Here is a 21881-nt window from a genome sequence, read left to right as displayed (position 1 = left end):
GGCCCCGCCGCATAGTGCCCGTGCTCAGGGAGGCAAGTGTTGTCGCAGACCGACTTGGCGTTCACTGACCTGCTCGCCAACACGTACCACTCAGCCGTTCACCTGGAGATGCGCAACTCCTACGGAATCGGTGAGGAGGCGGCCGAGTTCGAGAGGTGGCGTTCCGGCTGGCGGCCCGACCCTGACCCGGCCACGTGGTGGAACGACTTCCACACCTGGGTCCGTGACGCGACGGCCAGAGGGGTCGTGTTCCGCCGGGCCCGGATCGTGTCCGAACCGGTGAGCGACTACATCCGCTACGAACACGCCTGCACCTACCAGAACCTGGCGGCCGGGGAACTGGTCCGCTGGCTCCCGCGCCGGAAGGCATCGGACCTCGCGCTCCCCGCGAACGACTTCTGGCTCTTCGACAGGCGCGTGATCATGTGGAACCACTTCACAGGTGACGGCGGTTCGGCCGGCCCGGAGCTGGACGAGCGTCCCGAAGTCGCGAAGCTGTGCGCGTCGGCATTCGACGCCGTCTGGGAACGCGCGACGCCGCACGAAGACTACGAGGTCCAGTAGGCCGATATCAGCGTTCAGCACATGCCCGCGTCCCCGCCATCAATCGTCCAGACCGCCCGCAACGCGGACGCCGACCAGCTCCGGGACGCGGGTGTGACCGACCAGGCGCGAGCGCACTGATGAGTACGAGTCCGAGGTGTCCAGACGCAGAACGCCGTGACCGGACGACGCCCCAGCCCGGGCCGAACGCCCCCTTGGTGGTGCGCTGCCAACTCAGGTAAAAGTGTGCCCATGGCTTTGATCAGAGAATTCCAGCAGGTGTCTTCCGACACTCAGAAGCTGCACGGTCCGGTGACTTGTGGCTACCGTACGTTCACCGTGAACGGTCGGCGCGTGTTGCAGTTGGACACCTACGGATCTGAGGAACGACAGATCCACGGAAAGATCAGCCAGAGCATCCAACTCGATGACGACGCGGCCCGGAACCTGCTCAGGGTCCTTCAGGAGGCTTTCCCTGGTCTCCACCCCTGACTTTGGCGCTCGGGTCGCGCGGTACTCGTCATCAGTGCGCCGCGACCTCGGCCTCAAAGTAGGCCTGGGCCCGGTCGAGCACGCCGTCCGCGTCCTGGCCGTGCGTGCTCAGCCAGTGCAGGAGATCGGCGATCAGCTTGATCACTCTTTCTTCGGCCATGGCCGCAGCGAGCCGTTGAGAAGCCGCGCCCTGCGGGTGCTTCGCCACATTGCCGTAGTAGCGGAGCACTTCCGCGGCTCGTCTGACACCAGAAGGCACATGGTGCCCGTTGGCACCAGCCGCGCTCGTGCCCAACTCACACCAAGTGACCTTGCGGTCTGCGGTCAGTTCGACGCCCCAGCGCTCAGCAATGGAGTCGATGAGCGCCAACCCTCTGCCCGACTCCGCCTCCGGCCCCGCCTCGGCCAACGTGGGGAGGGCGCGGGAGTCGGGGTCGCGCACCTCGATACGCAGGTGCGTGCCCCTCATGGAGACAGCGAGTGTGGTCGGCGTCCCAGGCCCGACATGCTTGATGACGTTGGCGACAAGCTCGCTGACGCACAACTGCGCTACGTCGCTCAGTTCTTGCAGGCCCCAGAGCGCCAACTGAAGTCTCAGCATGCGCCGCAGGGCGGCTACTTCCTCAGCTTCAGCCATGAACTCGACGTCCCACGGCCCCTTCGGTGTACACCCCGTACAGTCCATGCCCTGCTCCACTTCCTGGGCTCACTCCACAGACTCTGACCACTCAGAGCCCTCCGCTTTCAGCCACACACTCAGAGTTGCAGTGAAACTCTCAAAATGAAACTCTCACAAGGCTGGATTGGGAGCGCGACACCATCGCACGCGCCCCCGGCGTGCACCACCTTGCCGTGTGACCGAGAGACAGCGACGATCTAGGCGACCTCAGGAAGGGCCGTTGGCATGGCAGTTGGACCCACCACTCGAAGGCGGCAGCTCGGCGCTGACCTGCGCCGCCTCCGCGAACTCAAGGGGCTGACCCTGGAGGAAGCCGGAGCACGCGTCGGTATCTCCAAGGCGACGCTCAGCCGCTACGAGACGAAGGAAGGCGCGGTCAAGTGGCCGGCCGTCGACGCGCTCTGTCGTGAGTACGGAGCGTCGGACGAAGAGCGCCTGGCGCTAGTCGATCTCGCCAAGGGAGCGAGGATCCAGGGCTGGTGGCGCTCACTGGCCGACCCCATCCCCGAGTCCATGAACTTGATGCTCACCCTTGAAGACGAAGTGGTGCGTGAGGACCACTACGCCTGCATGTATGTACCTGGCCTGCTGCAAACTCGCGCGTACGCGGAAGCCGTGCACCGAGCCTCGGAGGTGCAGTGCCCCGAGCGCGAGGTCCAGCACATGGTCGACATCCGCATGAAGCGGCAGGAGTTGTTGGGCCGCGAGGAACCACCACACATCTGGTGCGTGATCGACGAGGCAGCGCTCCGGCGGAAGGTGGGCGGCCGAGAGGTCATGCGGCACCAACTGGAGCACTTGCTGGCTTTGTCCGAACGCCCACGCATCACCCTCCAGGTGCTGCCGTTCGCATGCGGCGCGCACGCAGCGGCCGTTGGCAGCTTCGCCGTCCTCCGTGGGCAAGCTCCCGAACTCGACGTGGTGTACGTAGATCTCATCGGCGGTGGCCTGTTCATGGAGAAGCCGCCGGAGCTGGAGCGTTATAGGTTGGCGTTCGAATATCTCAGCGCACAGGCACTCGACTTCGAGTCCTCCGCTGAACTCATTGAACGGATTAGCAGGGAGCCTTGATGGTGACGTCGGCGGAAGTGCACTGGTTCAAGTCCTCCTACAGCGGCGGCAGTGGGACCGAGTGCGTAGAGGCCGCCTTCGTCCCATCCGGCGTGCTCGTGCGGGACTCCAAGCGACCCGGGCATCCCCATCTCAGCGTGTCAACGGAAGCATGGACGGGCTTCGTGGCTGGTGCACACCGTACCCAACTCGCTCACAGATAGGGCTTCTCGAGGCCCTGAGAGACAGCCCCGTGTATCTGGTCGCCGTGTGCGCATCCAACAGGACGACAAACAGCAGAGCCACATCGAGAGGCTGTGAGCCTTTTGGCCCCGGTTATCGTCGCCTGAAGGGAGCCTAAATGTCCGGGTGTTCGACGTGTAGTTCCTTGCCATCAGGCCTGGCGGTCCAGGCCGCAGGACGGTGACAGTAGGCGGCGCACTCCGGAGTAGGCCCAGCGCTGTCCAGCACGCCGCCCACCCCTGTCCGTCTGGTCGTGGCCCACCAAGTGATGTAGCAGCGATCACGTCGCCCCACCGGCTCCCGCAACTACGGTCTCATCACACGGCCGTGTGCTCGAGTGGTTCAGGGGCTCGCCTGCAAAGCAAGCTACGCGGGCACGATCCCCTCCACGGCCTCCAGCTTTGACTAGGCCAAGCAAATGGGCGGCATCCTCCGCAGGTTGCCGCCCATTCGGTCGACGGTCTCAGTTAACGGATGCGAGCCGAGAAGGCGTGGCGTCCAGCACCGCAACTAAGGGGTGGGGCACCCGTGTCTGCTGGGGCTACTCGAAGATGTTCGGGACAGGGATGCGGTTGACGCGGCGGTTGGCGTTCCAGGCGGACGCAACGGCCAAGTGAGCGGCCTTGAGACGACCCTTGGTGCCGTCGTGGCGAGTGTTGTTGTTGGTAGCGATGGTCTGAATCTTGGCCCTGAAAGATGTGGGATCACCCTGGCGCTTGAGCTTCTGCGCCAACTCCTGCGGATTCAGCACATCGGAGTGCTTGGACATCACCGTGGCGATGCCTCCGATAGTGACGGAGTGCCAGGTGTCGGGAGTGCGGCCCCAGGCATCTTCAGCGATGGTGAGCGACAGGTCCAGGGCCTCGGGACCGTGCTCCATGACGATGCTGAGGATCCCCTTGATGCCGCGCACGCCGTTGACGCTGCTGCTGCCAACCTTGAGCTGGTGCTTCTCCAGGACGGTGTTGGTGTCCTGGAAGAGCGGGTGCCCAGCCAACACACCGATCCTGAACTCGTCGTTCGGCCCGACCTTCGAGGACTCCTTGTTCTTGATGATGAACAGCGACGCCTCGTTGGCCATCGAGAGGCCGGAGTGGATCTCACAGGTGATGGCCTGAACAGCGTCGCGAACCTCCTCCGAGGCCGAGATCTTCCCTGTGAGGATGAGCTGGCAGGCGTAGACGCGGTGCATGCCGTCCACCGCATACAGACCGTCCTCCCGCTGCGAGACGATCGGCGTCCCGAGGGCGGTGGGGACCAGCTTCTCGGCGATGGCTTGCGCACGGGCCTTGTTAAGGTTGCGTTGCGCACGGGGGTCGAACTTGATGCTCCTCGGATCAACCTTGATGTACTTGATCGGATGGTCCGGGATGTCGTAGCTGTAGTCCTTGCCGGGCAAGGCTTCTCCTCCTGTGTCAGCACCCCAGTGGGGGCGACGGCGACACATGTCAGCTCCCGAATGCGGGAGACGGCGACTAATCAGTGATCATACTATCGGGCAACTGAGTCTTACGGCAGTGAAGTTTACTGTTTCAGACAGAGCATCCCCGCGTTGGAGTTGGCGGCAGTGCCGATGACTTCCGAACCGCACGACTCGTGAACCTCGGGCTTTCCCGATGGACCGTTCGGGAGTGATCAAATAAGCGAAGAGTGCCTCTGAGCTGGGGCTCGGCTTACCGAAGGCCCTGTTCATCGCACTGAGAGAAGCACTCCCCGGATGACGAAGCGTAGCGGGTCGTGCGCCAAGCAGCCCAGGCGCGTGGTGGCGCCTTCTACGAGCCATTCTCGGCATCAGCGAAGGCCTCGCCAGCAACAGCGCCTCCTACCGAGTGAAGCTCGCAGGTGTACGACATGCAGTGGCATCTCATCTCCACGCCTTCCGGCCAGGATTCGCGATTTCAGGCAAGCGATCATCAAGGTCGACAGCGCCGTGGCCCGCGAGTGCGGTGAGCACATTCGGATGACGGTCTTGGGGAGCGTGACATAAAGGAACAACCCGGCATCACCGTGGAGGGGTTGGAGGGGAGGGCTTCCGCAGCGGCCGAGGGGGAGTTCCGACTCGTCTACGCCGAGGTCTTTTCGGAGGCTCCTTACCGCGAGACGGAGGATGACGTCGCTGCGGCCTTCCGGCGCTTTCGCTCTCAGACTCGCAAGCCGACGTTTCGCGGTGCTCTGGCTCGGACCGAGGTCGTCGGCGAACCGGTTGGTATGGCGTACGGATATCCCCTGGGTCCGAGCTCCGGCTGGTGGGACCAGTTGACCGAGTCCGTGGCCGACGACGTGCGGCGGGAAGACGGGCACCGAACCTTCGGGCTCATGGAACTCGCTGTACGAGGGCCGTGGCGCAGGCAAGGCATCGCGCGGCGGCTGCACGAGGCTCTGCTCAGTGGGCTGGAGGTTGAGAGAGTGATCCTCAACGTTCACCCTGAGAGCAGAGCCGCTTTGGTTGCTTACCATGCCTGGGGGTATTGCAAGGTCGGGGAGGCTCGGCCCTGGGAATGGGCAGCGCTTCATGATGTGTTGCTGCTCGACCTGGGCAATCGCTGAGGTTGCCGTCAGCGCCGTAAGGCGCCTCGTATTTAGCCAAGTTGACTTGGTGCCCAAGGCCGCCCGGTTTTGCGGAGTGTGGCGGTTGCGGGGTGTGAGTCAAGAGCGCCCTTCGGGCGTCAGCTTCGCCGATTGCGCTTCGCTTCACTCTTGACACACGCCCCTCCACCGCGGGTGGGTCCTGGCCGGGCGGCCTCAGGGGTGGGGCGGCGGGGTGCCATGTGCCGGGCGGGGACTCGTGGCCGGCTGCGGGTTGTGGGGGGGGGCTTGGGTGGGGTGGTCATCGGATGGGGGTAGGTCCCCGGGGCAGGTCCCGGGCGGTGGTTGGGTGGGGGTGCTTGGCATCCTCACCCAGCTGCCGCTCGGGACCTGTTCCTGGTGCGTGCCCCGTGCGTGTTCCGCACAGTTGAGCGGTCGTCAGCGCTGCTCTGGCGTGCCTGTGGAGCGTCGTCATAGAGGGGACGAAACCGCGTGTCCGGCACCCCCCTGAGTGTCGGCTTACGCGGGGTCACTCCTGGAGTGGGCGTGCCGAGCAGTGCTGGCGGGCGAGCCTGGCGTGCCGGCTCGTTCCCCCTGTTGCTGTTCGCTGAGCGGTGCGCGGAGCGGGTCCGGCGCCGTGGTCAGCGGCGCCTTGTGCGCTTGGAAATCTATTGAGCGCGCGTCGCCTGGTTCAACCTCGTTGATCAACATTTGAGGTTTCTCAGTTCGGTTGATTCTTGGACTAATTGCTGGGCCATGTACAGGGGCCGTCCGGGCCGCCCGCCGCCGGTACCAGTTGCGCCCTGCCGAACAGCAAGGCGTAGCCCGGCGGGAGTTGGGCGATCACGCGTCGCGTCAGGTCCTCGTCCACCAGGTCGGCCACCACGCTCAGCACCGAGCTGACGTCCCAGCGGGCCGTGGCCGTGGTGGAGCCTTCGATGCGGGCCGCGACGGCGTCGACGAACTCGGCCGCCGTCAGCGGGCGGACGGCGGGGATCTGCGAGGCGAACACCCTCGCCGCCTCCTCCGGCAGGGCGGCGGCGAGTTCGACCCGCTCGTCTCCCGTGACGTGGCCGCCGAGCGCCGAGAGGACCGTCCGGGCGACCTGTTCCGCCTCCACTCTCGTGCGGTACTGGCCGTTCTCCCTCACCCTTTCCGTGAAGGCAGCCCAACTCGCCTTCGGTTCACGCGTGATGGTGGTCATGGGGTGGTGTGCAGTCACCGTCATGGTGCGGGCCTCCTCCGCCAAAGGTCCGTCCGTCCGGGTACGTCAGCGCCGTCCGGGTACGCGAGTGCCGTCGGGGTACGTGCGAGTGCCGTCGGGGTACGTGAGTGCGTTCCGCGGGCGGGAGGGGGTGTCCGTCCGCGGAACGCCGGGGTGTGATGGGCCGCGTCGGTCGCGGTCGCGGCTCAGGAGCCGATCTGCCTGCGCTCGCTGCCGCCGGTGATCTGGATCTTGCGCGGCTTGGCCTGCTCGGCCACCGGGATGCGCAGGGTGAGGACGCCGGCCTCGTAGGAGGCGTCGATCCGCTCCGTGTCGAGGGTCTCGCCGAGGAAGAGCTGGCGGGTGAAGGTGCCGGTGGGCCGCTCGGCGACGATCAGCTCCGCGCCCTCCGGGGCGGGGGACCTGCGCTCGGCACGAATGTTGAGGACGTTCCGCTCGACGTCGAGGTCGATGGTCTCCGGGTCGACGCCCGGAATGTCCATGTGCACGATGAAGTCGTCGCCCGAACGGTAGGCGTCCATGGACATCTGGCCCGGGCGGGCGGGGCCGAAGACCTGCTGCGCGATGCGGTCGAACTCGCGGAACGGGTCGGTGCGCATGAGCATCACGGGTCACTCCTCTCAGGTGGCACTGGTTGCGATGCCCTACGCCTTCTTATATAGCTCGGCGGATGAAAGTTGACAAGCTACGGCTCAGGTCTGCGCTCGCAAGTGGGGCGCGCGTAGTGTCAATGGGGTCTATGGGGTCCATGGGGTGGCACAGGGTCCGTGGGTCTCATGGGGTGCATGGGGTCCAATGAGGACGTAGGGACTTATAGGAGGCATCGATGGCTAGGGTTCCCAGCGCTGTGGTCGCGGCGGGCGGGCTGGTCGGTGGGTACGGCGTGGCTCGCTGGACCAGGAAGCGGCCGCTGGGCGGGGCCGTGCTGGCGGTCGCCGGGGCCGCCGCCGCGCAGCAGTGGCGGCAGCGGGCCGGCGGGAAGGCCGCGGGTGCGCTGACGGCGGCGTACGTCGCCGCGTTCGCCGGGTCGCACCCGCTGGCCAAGAAGGTGGGCGCCTGGCCGTCCGTGTTCGGGGTCGCCGGCGCCGTGGCGCTGGCCTCCTGGGCCGTCGCCGACCGGCGGAAGTGACCCGGCGGGAGGCAGTGGCAACTGGCCGGGCCGGGCCGCGCGAGGCCCGGCCGTCCGTCCGTACGTCCGCCTGGCCGTCCGCCCGGCCGCGGGTCAGCCGAACATCCCCGGCTGGTAGTCGCCCGCCGGCTGGCGGACCAGGACGTTCACGCGGTTGTAGGCGTTGATCACGGCGATGAGGGAGACGAGCGCGGCCAGCTGCTCCTCGTCGTAGTGCTTCGCGGCGTTCGCCCAGACCTCGTCGCTGACACCGCCCGCCGCGTCCGCGATGCGGGTGCCCTCCTCGGCCAGCTCCAGCGCGGCGCGCTCGGCGTCGGTGAAGACCTTCGCCTCCCTCCAGGCCGCGACCATGTGCAGGCGCTGCGCGGTCTCCCCCGCGGCCGTGGCGTCCTTGGTGTGCATGTCGGTGCAGAAGGCGCAGCCGTTGATCTGGCTGGCGCGGATCTTCACCAGTTCCTGGGTCGCGGCGGGCAGGGACGAGTCGGACAGGACCTTGCCCGCGGAGTTGATGTAGCGGAAGAACTTGGCCGTGACGTTGTTCTCGAAGACGTTCAGACGGGCTTCCATCGTGGCTGCTCCTTGGCGGCTTGGCTTCGCTCGGCTGGTTCGGCTCGCTCGGCTTCGCGTGCTCGCTCGGCTTCGCGTGCTCGCTCGGCTCGCTCGGCTTCGCTTGCCTCGCGGCTGCTGATCGGCGTTACGCAAGTACGACGGAGGCCGGCCGGTCCGTGTGACAGGGCCGCGGGGGCGATCAGTGTGACCTGGGTCTCACCTGATCGGCCGCCTGGAACGACTGCCGGTACGCCCTCGGGCTCGTGCCCACCACCCTGCGGAAGCGTTCCCGGAACGCCGTCGGGGAGCCGAAGCCCGTCTGGGCGGCGATGCGCTCCACCGGGTACGGCGTCGTCTCCAGCAGGTGCTGCGCGCGCCGCACCCGCGCCCGGTGCAGCCACCGCGACGGCGTCGTGCCGGTCTGCTCGCGGAAGCGGCGGTTGAGGGTGCGGGTGCTCATGCCCGCGCGGGCGGCGATCTCCTCCAGGGCGAGGTCGCGGTCGCAGTTGGCCTCCAGCCACCGCAGCAGCGGTTCGAGGGTGGCGCCCGCCGGGGCCGGCGGCAGCTCGTGGACGATGAACTGGGCCTGGCCGCCCTCCCGTTCCAGCGGCATGACCGACATCCGGGCCGCGTGCCCGGCGACCTGCGAGCCGTGGTCCTTGCGGATCATGTGCAGGCACATGTCCAGCGCCGCCGCCGCGCCCGCCGAGGTGAGGAACTGGCCGTTGTCGACGTACAGGACGTTGGCGTCGACGGTCACCTCCGGGTGGCGCTCGGCGAGGGCGTCGGCGGCCGCCCAGTGGGTCGTGGCGCGCAGGCCGTCCAGCAGGCCGGTGGCCGCGAGTACGAAGGCGCCGACGCAGACGGAGGCGATGCGGGTGCCGGCGGCGGCCGCAGCGCGCAGCGCCTCCGCGACTTCGGGCGGGAGGGGCGCGGCCGGGTCCGCCGCTCCGGGCAGGACGATCGTGTCGGCCTCCGCCAGGGTCTCGAGGCCGTACGGCGCCCTGACCGTGAACGCTCCGCCGGCCGCGCTCACCTCGGCCGCCACCGAGCAGACCCGTACGTCGTACAGCTCCCGGCCGTCGGGCAGCCTCGCCCAGCCGAAGGTGTCGACGGGGGCGGAGAGGTCGAACGGGATCACCTGGTCCAGCGCCAGGACGGCCACGGTGTGCATGGCGGGAGCGTAGGCACAGGCTCTGGCGGTCCGTGGGGTGGGTGGCGGGAATCCGTCGATACCTGGCACTCTCGCCACTCCTGCGGTGCCGCCGGCCCGCCTACGGTCTGGCGGGTGACCAAGTTCCTCCTCGCCGTGCACGTGCTGGCCGCGATCGTCGCGGTCGGGCCCGTCACCGTCGCCGCCAGCATGTTCCCGCCCGCCGCGCGCCGCGCGCTCGACCCGCCGCCCGGCGGCCCGCGGGCGGCGGACGCCGTGGCGACGGTGGAACTGCTGCACCGGATCTGCCGGGTGTACGCCGTCGTCGGCGTCGTCGTCCCCGTGTTCGGGTTCGCCACGGCGAAGAACATGGGGGTGCTGGGCGACGCGTGGCTGATCGCGTCGATCGTGCTGACCGCGCTCGCGGCGGCCGTGCTCGTCGTGCTCGTGCTGCCGCGGCAGGAAGCGGTGGTACGGGGGCTGCTGCCCGAGGCCGCCGTGGACGGCCCCGCCGCCGCAGCGAGCGGCGAGACCGACGGGGGCGCCGGAGCCGCCGAAGCCGACAAGGCCTCCAGGACTCACGGAGCCACCACAGCCGACGGGGCCGCCGGGGTCACCGGGACCGACGCAGCCGACCGAGCCACCAGGGCGGCCGGGGTCACCGGGGTCGCCGGGGTCGCCGTCACTGCGGCAACCGTGCCGGGCACCGTCACCGTGACCCGTCGGCACACCGTCCGGCTCGCCATGTCCACCGGGGTGTTCAACCTGCTCTGGGCCGCGGTGACGGTCCTGATGATCGTCAGGCCGGGCTCGACGACGGGGGCGTGACGTCCCGGCCACCGGGGCCGCCGCGTCCGTCGCGGCCGCGTGCCGTCACCGCCTTCGCCTTCTGCGTGACCGCGGTCAGCGGCTTGGCGATGTCCTCCAGGGAGCGGCGCTCGGCGTTGACCGCCAGGAAGGCGGCGACCAGTCCCGCCGCGCACATCAGGCCCGCGCCGATCTGGAAGGCGAGGACCGTGTCGCCGGTCTTGCCGGTGCCGGTGAGGTCGGCGAACAGCAGCGGGCCGCTGATGCCGCCCGCGGCGGTGCCGAGGGCGTAGAAGAAGGCGATGGACATCGCGCGGGTCTCCATCGGGAAGACCTCGGAGACCGTCAGGTAGGCGCTGGAGGCGCCGGCCGAGGCGAAGAAGAGGACCACGCACCAGCAGGCCGTCAGCGTGGTGGCGCTCAGCGAGCCGTTGCCGAAGAGCCAGGCGGTGCCGAACAGGAGCAGCCCGGACAGCAGGTAGGTGGAGGAGATCATCACCCGGCGGCCGACCGTGTCGAAGAGCCTGCCCAGCAGCAGCGGGCCGAGGAAGTTGCCGACCGCGATGACGGCGAAGTAGTAGCCGGTGTGGTCGGAGGGGATGCCGTAGAACTTGGTCAGGATGGCGCCGAAGCCGAAGGTGATGGCGTTGTAGAGGAAGGCCTGGCCGATGAAGAGGGAGAAGCCGAGGATGCTGCGCCGGCGGTAGTCGGCGAAGACCGTGCGGGCGATCTCGACGAAGCTGACGCTGCGGCGCTGGTGGATGGTGATCTCGCCGTGCGGCTCGGGCAGCGCCTCGCCCTTCTCCCGCTCGACCTGACGCTCGATGCCGGTGACGACCTCCTCGGCCTCGCGGTCCCTGCCGTGGATCAGCAGCCAGCGCGGGCTCTCCGGGACGTGCCGGCGCACCAGCAGGATGACCAGCGCGAGGACGGCGCCGAGCGCGAACGTCAGCCGCCAGCCGACGTCGGCGGCGAGGAGGGAGGTGTTCAGCGCGAGGATCGACAGCAGGGAGCCGCCGACCGCACCCACCCAGAAGCTGCCGTTGATGATCAGGTCGACGCGGCCGCGGTAGTTCGCGGGGATGAGCTCGTCGATCGCGGAGTTGATGGCCGCGTACTCGCCGCCGATGCCGAAGCCGGTCAGGAACCGGAAGAGGAAGAACCACCAGGCGTCGAAGCTGATCGCGGTCAGCGCGGTGGCCGCGAGATACACCGCGAGGGTGATCATGAACAGCTTCTTGCGGCCGAACCGGTCGGTCAGCCGCCCCCAGAACAGTGCGCCGGTGCACGCGCCCGCCACGTAGAGCGCGGCCGCCGTGCCGGTGACCTGGCCGGAGCTGATCGAGAGGCCGCTGCCGGGCTCCGAGAGACGGCTGGCGATGTTGCCGACGACCGTGACTTCCAGGCCGTCCAGGATCCATACGGTGCCGAGACCGATGACGATGGTCCAGTGCCAGCGGGACCAGGGCAGGCGGTCGAGTCTGGCGGGGATGTCGGTGGTCACGGTACGGCCCGTCTCGGCCTCAGCGGTGGTCATGGGCTCCCTCCTCCTCGAGCGGAACGCCAAGCGGGTTCCCCCGAAGCGCGTGGATCACGCCCTGCGCGGGGCGCGTTGGGCCGTACGGCTTAGGCCGCCGTACGCGCCCGCAGCGCCGTGCACAGCCGTGCCTCACCGCCATACGCGCCCGTGCCGCCGTACGCGCCCGCACCCCACCGCCATACGCACCCGCGCCCGCACCGCGCCGTACGCGCCCGCGCCCGCGCCCGCACCGCGCCATACGCACCCGCGCCGGCCCGCAGCCCGCAGCCCGCGGCCTGCCGCCCCCGCCCCCTACGCCCCGAGCGCCCGCGACACCGCGTAGATCGCCAGGCCCGCCAGCGAGCCGACCACCGTGCCGTTGATGCGGATGAACTGGAGGTCCCGGCCGATGTGGGCCTCGATCTTGCGGGTGGTGTGCTCGGCGTCCCAGCCGGCGACGGTGTCGGTGATCAGGGAGGTGATCTCCTTGCGGTACGTCGTCACCACGTACACCGCCGCGCCCTCCAGCCAGCGGTCCACCTTGCCCTGCGCCTTGGGGTCGACGGCCATCCGGGCGCCGAGCGAGAGCAGGGACGCGCGCACCCGCAGGCGCAGCTCGCTGCGCTCGTCCTCGGCCGCGGAGACCATCATCGACCGTACGGCGGTCCAGGCGGACGCGATGAGGTCCTGGACCTCGCCGCGGCCGAGCACCTCGCCCTTGAGGCGCTCCACACGCGCCCGGGTCTCGCTGTCGGACTGGAGGTCGGCGGCGAAGTCGCCGAGGAAGCGGTCGAGGGCGCCGCGCGCGGGGTGGCCCGGCATGTCGCGCATCTCGGTGACGAAGCGCAGCAGCTCCTTGTAGACGCGCTCGCCCACCTTGCGGTCGACGAACTTCGGCGTCCAGCCGGGCGCGCCGCCCTGCACGGCGTCCATCACGGAGTCGCTGTGCAGGACCAGCCAGTCGTGGGCGCGGGTGACGACGAGGTCGACGACGCGTCTGTGGCCGCCGTCGGCGACGATCTTCTCCAGCATCTTGCCGAGGCCGGGGCCGATCTCCTGGGAGTTGGCCCGGCGGGTGATGGCCTCGCCGACGACCGCCTGGACGTCGGAGTCGCGCAGCACGGTCAGCGCGCCGCGCAGCGCGGTGGCCAGTTCCGCCGTCACCCGGTCGGCGTGCTCGGGCACGGCGAGCCAGGCGCCGAGGCGGCTGCCGATGCCCACGGCGCGCAGCCGCTGGCGTACGACGTCCCCGGAGAGGAAGTTCTCCCCGACGAACTCGCCGAGGGACACGCCGAGCTGGTCCTTCTTGGTGGGGATGATCGCGGTGTGCGGGATGGGCAGGCCCAGGGGGTGGCGGAAGAGCGCGGTGACGGCGAACCAGTCGGCGAGCGCGCCGACCATGCCGGCCTCGGCGGCCGCGGCGACGTAGGCCGCCCAGGCGCCGGCGCCCGCGTGCTGGCCCCACTTGGCGAGGACGTAGACCACCGCCACGAGGAGCAGGAGGCCGGTCGCGGTCAGCTTCATGCGGCGCACCCCGCGACGGCGTTCCTCGTCGGCGGGGCTGAAGACGTTCATCGCGCGGTGCGAGGCCTGCGGGACGGCGGCGGCGTCCGTGGCTTCGGGGCCGGCCTGTGTCGTTCGTTCCATCCCACTCCGTCCGCTCGGTGGTGCCGCGGGGTGATGCCGATCGGTGAAGGGCCGATTGGTGAGGTCCCGCTCGGTGAGGTCCCCCGATCGGTGATCCCGCACACAATTGTCCCTTCCTGACCGACTCCTGGAACAGAAAGTAAGTTCCCGGTGTCTGTCCCCGAGGGCGGTGTGGGCAGGGTCCTGTCAAACGCCCCGGCCTCATGACGCATCATGTGGTCGTCGGATCGGGGCTTTCGGGGCTCCCGTCTGTGGAGGGGAATCACATCGGCATGACCAGGCGTCACGGTTACGCCCTGCTCGCCGCGCTCGTGGCCCTGGCCACGGCGGTCGTCGCCGCCGTGTGGGCCGGGACCCCGTCCGGCGACGGCTCTGCGGCCGTCGGTCCGTACGGCGCCGGACGGGCCGGCCGGGAGTCCGCCGCCCCCGTCTCGACCGGCACCTGGGCCGCCGCCTGGGCCACCTCGCCGGCCTCCGCCGAGCCGGGCACCTCGCTGCTGGGGATGGCGGGGCGCTCGGTGCGCAACGTCGTGCACACGAGCGCCGCCGGTACGGGCGCCCGCGTCACGCTGTCCAACCTCTACGGCAGCTCGCCGCTGACCGTCACCCACGCGTCCCTGGCCCTGGCCGCCCGGCCGGGCACCGCTGCCGCCGCCCCGGGCACCATGCGGCGGCTCACCTTCGCCGGCGCCCCCACCGTCGTCATACCGGCGGGCGGGCAGGCGATGAGCGACGCGGTCCGCGTGGCCGTGCCGGACGACGGCGACGTCCTGGTCACCACCTACTCCCCCACCCCGTCCGGCCCGGTCACCTACCACCCGCACGCCCAGCAGATCTCGTACGCCGCACCGGGCGACCGCACCGAGGACGTGACCGGGGCGCCGTACACCGAGCGGACCCGGTACTGGCGCTACCTGACCGCGCTCGACGTGCTCGGCCAGGACACGGCCGGCACGGTCGTCGCCTTCGGCGACTCGATAACCGACGGCATCTCCTCGACCCCGGGCGCCAACCGGCGCTGGCCCGACGTGCTGTCCCGGCGGCTGTGGGACGCCGTGCGGGCCGGGCAGGACGTGCCGCGCTACAGCGTCGTCAACGAGGGCATCAGCGGCAACCAGGTGCTCGCGGACGGGCCGGGGCGCCCGGCGGGCAACCCCAGCGGGCTGCACCGCTTCCGGCGGGACGTGCTGGAGCGGACGAACGTGAAGGCCGTGGTCATCGACCTCGGCATCAACGACATCCTGCGCGCCCCCGGGACCGCCGACCCGGACCGCATCCTCGGCGGGCTGCGCGAGCTGGTCCGGCAGGCGCACGCGCGCGGCCTGAAGGCCGTGGGGGCGACCCTCACCCCGTTCGAGGGCCACCGCGGCTACAGCCCGGCCGGGGAGGCCGTACGGCAGCGGGTCAACGCCGGCATCCGGGCCGGCACGGTGTTCGACGCGGTCGTCGACTTCGACCGCGCCCTGCGCGACCCCCACGACCCGCGGCACCTGGCGGCCGCCTACGACTGCGGGGACCACCTGCACCCCAGCGACGCCGGGTTCGGCCGGATGGCGCAGGCGTTCGACCTGACCCTGCTGAACGGCGCGGGGCGCGCGCAGCTGTAGCCGCGCGGGGGCTCAGGGGCGGCGGCCGTGGCGGTAGCGGTGGCGGTCGCGGGCCGCCTCCCAGCGCTCCTCGCGGCGGGACGCCTGCAGTTCCCGGCGCTCCGCGCGGCGGTCCAGGCGCTCCTGGCGGCGCTCCTCCTTCAAGCGGTCGCGCTCGGCCCTGGTGAGCTTGCGCTCGATCCCCACCCCGCCCCAGAAGGCGAAGCCGGTCACGATCACGCGGGGGGCGCCGGGCTCGCCCGGGGTGCCCTCCTCGCGGTGGTCGAAGCCGCCCATCACGCCGATCCCGCGCACGACCACCTCGACGCCGGGCGGCACGATCACCTGCACCCCGCCCATGATCGCCACGCAGTTGATCTCGACCTCGCGGTCGGCGAAGTTCGCCTCGCGCAGGTCGATCTCGCCGCCGCCCCAGAAGGCGAAGCAGTTGAACCGCTTGGGCACGGTCCAGCGCCCCTTGCGCTGGAACCCGGACATGACGGCGACGGCCCACGACGAGGAGCCCTCGCCGCCGACCATCCGGCCCGGCCAACTCCCGTCCTCCGCAGGCTGCTTGACCATGTTCACAGCCGGCGCGCTCACCCCTGGCACAGGCAGGTCCCGGGTGATCGGGGCGAGTTCGGCGTAGGTGCGCGCCTTGTACGTCGCCTCCAGCCGCTCCTCGAACTCCGCCATGTCGAGACGGCCCTCCGCGAGGGCGTCCCGCAGGTGCTCGGCGACTCGTTCACGATCGGCGTCGGAAGCGCGAAGCTCCGGGAGTTCCTCCGTCATGGGAAGCAGCCTACGAGACCGCTTTGCCCGCGTACATCTTCGCGATGACGGCCTCGATGTCCGGCTCGCGCACCGACAGGTCGACCAGCGGGTACCTCTCCGCGATCCGGGCCACCAGCGGTGCCGCCGACGCGGCCGCCGGGAAGGCCAGCCACTGCCGCGGGCCCTCCACGCGCACGACACGGGCGTCCGGCACCTCGATCGGCGGCAGCTCGCGCTCCAGGTCGACGACGAGGGTGCGCTCGCCCTCGGCCGCCTCGTGCAGCCCGGCGAGCGGGCCGTCGTACATCAGGCGCCCGTGGTCGATGACCATCACGCGGGAGCACAGCTGCTCGATGTCCTGAAGGTCGTGCGTGGTCAGCAGCACGGTTGTGCCGCGCTCGGCGTTCAGGTCGCGCAGGAAGGTGCGCACCTTGGCCTTGCTGACCACGTCCAGGCCGATCGTCGGCTCGTCGAGGTACAGCACCTCGGGGTCGTGCAGCAGGGCCGCCGCGATGTCGCCGCGCATGCGCTGGCCGAGGGAGAGCTGGCGTACGGGGACGTCCAGCAGGTCGGCCAGTTCGAGGAGTTCGACGCAGCGGTCGAGGTTGGCGCGGTAACGGGCGTCGGGGATGCGGTACATGCGGTGCATCAGGCGGTAGGAGTCGATGAGCGGCAGGTCCCACCACAGGGTCGTGCGCTGGCCGAACACCACGCCGATGCGCCGTGCGAGCCGGGTGCGCTCGCGGGAGGGGTCGATGCCGGCCACGCGCAGCCGGCCTCCGCTCGGGGTGAGGATGCCGGTGAGCATCTTGATCGTGGTGGACTTCCCGGCGCCGTTCGGGCCGATGTAGCCGACCATCTCGCCGCGCGCCACGGTGAAGGACAGCGCGTCGACCGCGCGCACCTGCCGGCGCTCGCGCCGCAGGAAGCCGGTCTTCCTGCGCACCTCGAACACCTTCTCGACCCGGTCGAGCTCGATGAACACACCCTCGCCGGGCGGGCGTTCACCCTCACCGTCGCCCTTGGCCGCCGCTTCCGTCGCCGTCACCATCGCCGCCGTCTCCCTCCTCGACTCCCCTTACCGCGTACTGCGGACTGCGGCCCCGACTCCCGTACTGCGTGCTGCGGTCCCGGCTCCCGTACCGCGGTCTCAACTCCCCGTGCTCCGGTACGACCTCAGGCCCACCCGCCAGGCGGCCCCCGCGAGCGCGCAGCAGGCGAGCGCGACGAGCGGCGGCGCGAACGCCGTCCAGCGTGGCAGGTCCAGCGGATACGGCCGCCCCAGCACGTACAGCGCGGGCAGCCAGTTGACGAAGGCCAGCGGCAGTACGAACGTCACCCCGCGCACCAGCTCCTTCGAGAACACCGTGGGCGGGTACTGGAGCAGGGTGGTGCCGCCGTAGGTGAAGGCGTTCTGCACCTCGGAGGCGTCCTGCGCCACGAACTGGAAGGCGGCGCCGGCCACGAATACCGCGCAGAAGATCCCGCAGCCGCTCACCATCGCCACCGGCATCAGCAGCAGCTTGGACGCCGTCCAGTCGACGTCGAGCCGGGTGAGCGACCAGCCCAGCACCAGCGCGCCCTGCGTGACCCGGCCCAGCCGGCGCAGCGCGAAGCGGTCGGCGGCGACCTGCGCGAGCACCGGCGCGGGGCGCACCAGCAGGGTGTCGAGGGTGCCGTCGCGCACCCGCCGCCCCAGCCGGTCCATCGAGCCGATCGCCAGGTCCGCGAGACCGAAGGAGATGCTGGTCAGCGCGTAAAGGAAGGCGACCTCGGGCAGCGGGTAGCCGCCGAGCGCGCCGACGCGGGAGAACATCAGCAGGATCGCGACGAAGTCGAGGGCGGTCGCCGCGAAGTTGCCGAAGGTCGTCATGAGGAAGGAGGCGCGGTACGCCATCGTGGAGCGCACCCACATGCCCGCGATCAGGCGGTAGGCGCGCAGGGCCTCACCGAGCCGGTGTTCAGCCACCCTGGACCACCACCCGCCGGGTAGCGGCCCGCTGGAGCAGCCGGCCGGCGGCGAGGAGCGCCAGCGCCCAGGCGCCCTGGAAGGCGTAGGTGGCCGGGACGTCCGCGTGCCCGAGCAGCACGTCGGCGGGGGCCTGGAGCAGCGACGACCACGGCAGGGCACGGACGACCTCGCCGAGGGTGCCGGGGAAGACGTTGAGCGGGAGCAGCATGCCGGAGCAGAAGAAGCCGGCGAGCCAGGCCATCTGCACCACGCCGGTGCCGTCCATCAGCCAGAAGGCGCTCAGCGCGACCAGGAAGCGGATGCCGAAGCCGACCAGCATCGCCAGCAGTACGGTGCCGGCGAAGGCGAGCCAGGTCAGCGGGTCCGCCGGGAGCGCGACGGGGAAGCACAGCGCGCCGAAGACGAAGGGGACGACGCCCCGGCCGATCAGCTGGAACATGGCCCGGCCCACGTCCGCGCAGAGCCACCAGAGCTGGAGGTCGGCGGGGCGGTAGAGGTCGATGGCGATGTCACCCGTACGGATGCGCTCCATCAGCTCGTCCTCGGCCCCGCCGCCGCCGAGGGCGAGCGCCGCGAGGAAGGCCTGGCCCAGCCAGACGTACGTGACCGCCTGGGCGCGGTCGTAGCCGCCGAGGTGCGGGCGTACGTCCCACAGGGCGAGGTAGGTGTAGACGAGGATCAGGCCGAAAACCGTGTTGGTGAACACCCCGGCGGCCGTCGCCGTCCGGTACGTCGCGTACCGTCTGAATCCCCCCGCCGCGACGGCCGCGTACAACCGCCCAGCACCCACGTCAACCGCCTTCCAGGTCCGCCGACACCGAAGCGCAGGAGCCTAGTACGTACGTGATGTGACGTGCCACGCGTTTTCCGGCCCGAACGGATGCCTGGAACCGGGAACGGAACGGTTGGTGCGAGAGTCTTCATCCGGGGGCGCACAAGGCGCATGAGGGCGTACGGGAACGTACGAGGCGAAAACAGGAGTCCGTGCACGACATGAACGACGAGCCACAGCCCGCGGCATCCCCCGCTCCCCCCGGGGCGGACCCGAACTCGGGCAAGGACACGGGCAAGGCCGACGTCTCGGACGGGGCCCGGGCTCAGGACACGGGCAGGGGACCGGACGAGGGCGCGACTGACGTCCCGGACGCGACCCGGACCGGAGACTCGGGCGGACGCCCGGGTGAGAGTGCGGGCAAGGACCGGGCTGAGGACACGGGCAAGGGCCCGGGTGAGGACACGGGTAAGGGCCCGGGTGAGGACACGGCTGAGCGTTCGGGCCAGGGCCGGGCTGAGGACGTGGGCACGGGCACGGGTGAGGGCTCGGGCTACGCCTCCGCCGAGGGCGCGGGCAAGGCCCCGGCCGGCGCCTCCGCCGAGGGCGCGGGCAAGGCCCCGGTCAAGAGGGCGGTCGCCGCTTCGGCCGAGGGCACCGCCGGGGAGCCGGTCAGGCCCTCGGGGAACGCCTCCGCGCGCCCGGCCCCGGTGCCCCCGAGCCCCCGCCCCGCGCCCACCGCGCCCCCCGCGCCCCGCTCAACCAGCCCCGCCCGGCCTCCCGTTGAGGGTGCCGCCGGTGGCGCCGGTGGTAAAGCCGGGCGGCGGAAGCGGAGTGGGTGGCGTCGGCTGTTCCCGACCTGGCGGATGGTGCTGGGAGGGTTCATCACCGTCGTACTGATCGCGATCGGGGCGTTCTTCCTCGGGTACTCCCTCGTGAAGATCCCGCCCGCCAACGCGTTGGCCATGAAGCAGGCCAACGTCTACCTGTACGCGGACGGCACCGAGATCGCGCGTGACGGCGACATCAACCGGGAGAACGTCTCCCTCGACCAGGTCTCCATGAACGCCCAGCATGCCGTGCTCGCCGCCGAGGACCGGGACTTCTACACCGAGTCCGCCATCGACCCCAAGGCGATGGTGCGGGCGGCCTGGAACACGGCCACCGGCAAGGGCAGGCAGTCCGGCTCGACGATCACTCAGCAGTACGTGAAGAACTACTACCTGGGCCAGGAACAGACCGTCACCCGCAAGGTGAAGGAGTTCTTCATCTCGATCAAACTCGACCGCAACGAGTCCAAGTCGAAGATCCTCGAGGGCTACCTCAACACCAGCTACTTCGGCCGCAACGCCTACGGCATCCAGGCCGCCGCCCAGGCCTACTACGGCGTCAAGGCCAAGGACCTCGACCCGGCCCGCGCCGCCTACCTCGCCGCACTGGTCAACGCCCCCAGCGAGTACGACGTCTCGGCCCACCCCGAGAACAGGGCCGCCGCCGTGGCCCGCTGGAACTACGTCCTGGACGGCATGGTCAAGCAGGGCTGGCTCAGCGCCTCCGAGCGGGCCGGGATGAAGTTCCCGGCCCCGAAGGAGGCCACCGTCCCCACCACCATGTCCGGACAGCGCGGCTACCTCGTGCGCGCCATCAAGGACTACCTCGCCGCCAACAAGATCCTCAGCGAGGACGAACTCGCCGCCGGCGGCTACCGCATCACGACCACGCTCCAGAAGAGCAGGCAGAACGCCTTCGTGAAGGCCGTCGACGACCGCCTGATGTCCAAGCTCGACAAGAAGAACCGCAAGGTCGACACCTACGTACGGGCGGGCGGCGCCGCCGTCGACCCCAAGACCGGTGAGGTCGTCGCCCTCTACGGCGGCATCGACTACGTCAAGCAGTACACGAACAACGCCACCCGCCGGGACTTCCAGGTCGGCTCCACCTTCAAGCCCTTCGTGCTCACCTCCGCCATACAGAACCACTCCACCACCCTCGACGGCCGCACCATCACCCCCGGCACCGTCTACGACGGCACCAACCAGCGCCCCGTCCAGGGCTGGGCCGGCGGCTCGTACGCCCCCGAGAACGAGGACCAGCACTCCTACGGCAACATCACCGTCCGCGAGGCCACCGACAAGTCCGTCAACGCCGTGTACGCGCAGATGGCCGTGGACGTGGGCCCCGACAAGGTCAGGGACACCGCGACCGCCCTCGGCATCCCCGGCGGCACGCCCGACCTGACCCCCACCCCGTCCATCGCGCTCGGCCCGGCCACCGCCAGCGTCCTCGACATGGCCGAGGCCTACGCCACGCTCGCCAACCACGGCGAGCACGGCATGTACACCATCCTCAAGAAGATCACCAAGGACGGCGCCGACGCCGTACAACTGCCCGAACGGCAGACGACGCAGGCCGTCAGCCGCGAGGCCGCCGACACCACCACCTCGGTCCTGCGGTCCGTCGTCGAGAACGGCACCGCGACCGCCGCGCAGGGCGCCGGCCGCCCGGCCGCCGGCAAGACCGGCACCGCCGAGGAGGACACCGCCGCCTGGTTCGCCGGCTACACGCCCGACCTGGCCACCGTCGTCTCCGTCATGGGCCAGGACCCCGTCACCGCCGCGCACAAGTCGCTCTACGGCGCCATGGGCCTCCCCCGCGTCAACGGCGGCGGCGCGCCCGCCGAGATCTGGGCGCAGTTCACCCACGACGCCCTCGAGGGCACCCCGGCCACCGACTTCGACCTCCAGGTCCAGGACGGCGCGGACCAGGTCCAGCCGCCGTCCACCGGACCGTCCTCCCAGACGCCCGGCACCGGCGGCCAGGACAACGGCGGCACGCCCGGCACCGGCACCGGAACCGGCGGCCAGGACACCCAGGGCCAGACCAACGGCCAGACCGGCGGCACCACTGGAGACACCACCGGGGGCACCCCGACCACCGGAGGCACCGACGGCACCCCCACCACGGGCGGCACCGGCGGCACCCCGACCACGGGCGGCCAGACCGGCGGCGGGAACAACGGCGGCACGACCGGAGGCACCCCGACCACGGGCGGCCAGACCGGCGGCGGGAACAACGGCGGCACGACCGGAGGCACTCCCACCACCGGCGGCACCGACGCCGGCACCGGCGACGGCGGCACGACGGCGGGCACGGCGGCCGGACCGCCCGGCGGCTGACCCGGCCCCCGTCAGGGGGACCGCATACGACGGAGGGGC

Annotated in this window: 21 protein-coding genes; 9 read left to right on the top strand and 12 right to left on the bottom strand. The window is 70.4% G+C overall.

Going from position 1 to position 21881, the window contains the following annotated elements; all coding sequences use genetic code 11:
• Positions 1 to 39 precede the first annotated feature (39 nt).
• On the top strand, positions 40 to 564 hold the full coding sequence (locus IE217_RS14920) for a DUF6879 family protein (protein WP_190178334.1): 525 nt from the start codon (positions 40 to 42) through the stop codon (positions 562 to 564).
• 231 nt (positions 565 to 795) lie between these two features.
• Complete coding sequence (locus IE217_RS14915; RefSeq protein ID WP_190178333.1) at positions 796 to 1035, top strand: hypothetical protein; 240 nt, start codon at positions 796 to 798, stop codon at positions 1033 to 1035.
• 31 nt (positions 1036 to 1066) lie between these two features.
• Here the strand turns inward: IE217_RS14915 and IE217_RS14910 are convergent, their stop codons facing one another.
• Entirely contained in the window at positions 1067 to 1672 is a 606-nt protein-coding gene (locus IE217_RS14910) for an ATP-binding protein (protein ID WP_229865303.1), read from the bottom strand.
• A 267-nt stretch (positions 1673 to 1939) separates the two neighbouring features.
• On the opposite strand from IE217_RS14910, the gene IE217_RS14905 reads away from it, so the two are divergent.
• Both IE217_RS14905 and IE217_RS14900 read left to right on the top strand, forming a co-directional pair.
• Positions 1940 to 2785: a helix-turn-helix domain-containing protein gene (locus IE217_RS14905; RefSeq protein ID WP_190178332.1), complete on the top strand. Its 846-nt coding sequence runs from the start codon at positions 1940 to 1942 to the stop codon at positions 2783 to 2785.
• Entirely contained in the window at positions 2785 to 2988 is a 204-nt protein-coding gene (locus tag IE217_RS14900; protein WP_190178331.1) for a DUF397 domain-containing protein, read from the top strand. The genes IE217_RS14905 and IE217_RS14900 overlap by 1 nt, the downstream gene beginning before the upstream one ends.
• A gap of 560 nt (positions 2989 to 3548) precedes the next feature.
• On the opposite strand, the gene IE217_RS14895 is transcribed toward IE217_RS14900, so the two are convergent.
• Positions 3549 to 4406 (bottom strand): DUF6551 family protein, encoded by an 858-nt coding sequence (locus IE217_RS14895; protein WP_190178330.1) that lies wholly within the window; start codon positions 4404 to 4406, stop codon positions 3549 to 3551.
• 617 nt (positions 4407 to 5023) lie between these two features.
• On the opposite strand from IE217_RS14895, the gene IE217_RS14890 reads away from it, so the two are divergent.
• Complete coding sequence (locus tag IE217_RS14890; protein WP_190178565.1) at positions 5024 to 5554, top strand: GNAT family N-acetyltransferase; 531 nt, start codon at positions 5024 to 5026, stop codon at positions 5552 to 5554.
• 721 nt (positions 5555 to 6275) lie between these two features.
• Here IE217_RS14890 and IE217_RS14885 read toward each other — a convergent pair.
• Together IE217_RS14885 and IE217_RS14880 are read right to left on the bottom strand one after the other, a co-directional pair.
• Positions 6276 to 6761, bottom strand: a complete 486-nt coding sequence (locus tag IE217_RS14885) for a DUF2267 domain-containing protein (RefSeq protein WP_190178329.1) — start codon at positions 6759 to 6761, stop codon at positions 6276 to 6278.
• A 182-nt stretch (positions 6762 to 6943) separates the two neighbouring features.
• Entirely contained in the window at positions 6944 to 7363 is a 420-nt protein-coding gene (locus IE217_RS14880) for an Hsp20/alpha crystallin family protein (protein ID WP_190178564.1), read from the bottom strand.
• A 221-nt stretch (positions 7364 to 7584) separates the two neighbouring features.
• On the opposite strand from IE217_RS14880, the gene IE217_RS14875 reads away from it, so the two are divergent.
• On the top strand, positions 7585 to 7887 hold the full coding sequence (locus IE217_RS14875) for a hypothetical protein (protein WP_190178328.1): 303 nt from the start codon (positions 7585 to 7587) through the stop codon (positions 7885 to 7887).
• A 93-nt stretch (positions 7888 to 7980) separates the two neighbouring features.
• Here the strand turns inward: IE217_RS14875 and IE217_RS14870 are convergent, their stop codons facing one another.
• The gene (locus IE217_RS14870) at positions 7981 to 8454 is read right to left on the bottom strand and encodes a carboxymuconolactone decarboxylase family protein (protein ID WP_190178327.1); all 474 of its coding nucleotides are present in this window, start codon (positions 8452 to 8454) and stop codon (positions 7981 to 7983) included.
• A gap of 181 nt (positions 8455 to 8635) precedes the next feature.
• Positions 8636 to 9610, bottom strand: a complete 975-nt coding sequence (locus IE217_RS14865) for a GlxA family transcriptional regulator (RefSeq protein WP_190178326.1) — start codon at positions 9608 to 9610, stop codon at positions 8636 to 8638.
• A 114-nt stretch (positions 9611 to 9724) separates the two neighbouring features.
• Between IE217_RS14865 and IE217_RS14860 the strand changes: the two genes are divergently transcribed.
• Positions 9725 to 10417: a protease gene (locus IE217_RS14860; protein WP_190178325.1), complete on the top strand. Its 693-nt coding sequence runs from the start codon at positions 9725 to 9727 to the stop codon at positions 10415 to 10417.
• On the opposite strand, the gene IE217_RS14855 is transcribed toward IE217_RS14860, so the two are convergent.
• Both IE217_RS14855 and IE217_RS14850 read right to left on the bottom strand, forming a co-directional pair.
• Positions 10389 to 11933 (bottom strand): MFS transporter, encoded by a 1545-nt coding sequence (locus IE217_RS14855; protein ID WP_190178324.1) that lies wholly within the window; start codon positions 11931 to 11933, stop codon positions 10389 to 10391. The two genes, IE217_RS14860 and IE217_RS14855, sit on opposite strands and share 29 nt — an antisense overlap.
• Positions 11934 to 12227: 294 nt before the next feature.
• Positions 12228 to 13562, bottom strand: coding sequence for a DUF445 domain-containing protein (locus IE217_RS14850; RefSeq protein WP_373298027.1), 1335 nt, complete (start codon positions 13560 to 13562; stop codon positions 12228 to 12230).
• Between the two features lie 272 nt (positions 13563 to 13834).
• On the opposite strand from IE217_RS14850, the gene IE217_RS14845 reads away from it, so the two are divergent.
• A complete protein-coding gene (locus IE217_RS14845) occupies positions 13835 to 15169 on the top strand; it encodes an SGNH/GDSL hydrolase family protein (RefSeq protein WP_190178323.1) in 1335 nt (444 codons plus the stop codon).
• A 12-nt stretch (positions 15170 to 15181) separates the two neighbouring features.
• Here IE217_RS14845 and IE217_RS14840 read toward each other — a convergent pair whose 3' ends face one another.
• The 4 genes from IE217_RS14840 to IE217_RS14825 form a co-directional block, all read right to left on the bottom strand.
• The gene (locus tag IE217_RS14840) at positions 15182 to 15940 is read right to left on the bottom strand and encodes a DUF1707 SHOCT-like domain-containing protein (protein ID WP_190178322.1); all 759 of its coding nucleotides are present in this window, start codon (positions 15938 to 15940) and stop codon (positions 15182 to 15184) included.
• A 10-nt stretch (positions 15941 to 15950) separates the two neighbouring features.
• Positions 15951 to 16973 carry an ABC transporter ATP-binding protein gene (locus IE217_RS14835; RefSeq protein WP_229865302.1) on the bottom strand — a complete coding sequence of 341 codons (1023 nt, stop codon included), beginning with the start codon at positions 16971 to 16973 and terminating at the stop codon, positions 15951 to 15953.
• A 99-nt stretch (positions 16974 to 17072) separates the two neighbouring features.
• A complete protein-coding gene (locus IE217_RS14830; RefSeq protein ID WP_229865330.1) occupies positions 17073 to 17837 on the bottom strand; it encodes an ABC transporter permease in 765 nt (254 codons plus the stop codon).
• A gap of 46 nt (positions 17838 to 17883) precedes the next feature.
• Positions 17884 to 18684 carry an ABC transporter permease gene (locus IE217_RS14825; protein WP_190178321.1) on the bottom strand — a complete coding sequence of 267 codons (801 nt, stop codon included), beginning with the start codon at positions 18682 to 18684 and terminating at the stop codon, positions 17884 to 17886.
• Between the two features lie 194 nt (positions 18685 to 18878).
• On the opposite strand from IE217_RS14825, the gene IE217_RS14820 reads away from it, so the two are divergent.
• The gene (locus tag IE217_RS14820; protein ID WP_373298026.1) at positions 18879 to 21842 is read left to right on the top strand and encodes a transglycosylase domain-containing protein; all 2964 of its coding nucleotides are present in this window, start codon (positions 18879 to 18881) and stop codon (positions 21840 to 21842) included.
• Positions 21843 to 21881 lie beyond the last annotated feature (39 nt).

The sequence above is a fragment of the Streptomyces naganishii JCM 4654 genome, from assembly GCF_014650575.1.
Taxonomy (GTDB): Bacteria; Actinomycetota; Actinomycetes; order Streptomycetales; family Streptomycetaceae; genus Streptomyces; species Streptomyces naganishii.
The sequence above is the reverse complement of the archived record's forward strand: the minus strand, read 5'-3'. Positions and strand labels throughout refer to the sequence as shown.